Source organism: Vibrio sp. YT-19(2023) (assembly GCF_033337395.1).
On record NZ_JAWOQN010001090.1, the window covers coordinates 1 to 527 of the forward strand.

The window sequence follows — 527 nt, forward strand, 5'->3', positions numbered from 1 at the left end:
AAATACGCAGGTTGACCTTCGAGTGGGCTTTGCAGTTCAGAAGGCAGCTTGTTCACCACTTCAACCGGCTTCGATACCGTTGCACTGAACTTTCTGCCATCAGGAAATACAACTTTCGCTTTAGTATCCATCTTACTGTATTGGAGATATTTAGGGTTTAAGAAAGCGGTTATCTCCGGCGTAACATTGCGAGCGATCGTAAGTAAGGGAGTATTTTCAGAGACATTTTGCCCTTCGTGTACATGAACATCGAGCACTCGCCCTTTCATAGGAGAACGAAAAGTTAAATTTTCTTGTTGCGCGCGTTTGACTACCAATTCACGCATTAATGATCGGTACTCTTGAGTTACCGGACCAGCAAGCTCCAGTTCTTCTAAATCGCGCATCGCATCTACGTAAGCAATTTTTTGACTACTCAATTGATTGCTCAGAGAGTTATTTACACTAACAATTGCAGCATAATCGACCTCTGAAACCTGTCCCTTTTTTCTATACACGTCATATTTTTTTTGAATTTCTTGTACTTT

Annotated in this window: 1 protein-coding gene; it reads right to left on the reverse strand. The window is 41.6% G+C overall.

From position 1 onward, the window contains the following. The coding region (locus R7E78_RS30215; protein WP_318059156.1) for an HlyD family secretion protein at positions 1-419 on the reverse strand (419 nt) is incomplete at its 3' end. Between the last annotated feature and the right edge of the window lie 108 nt (positions 420-527).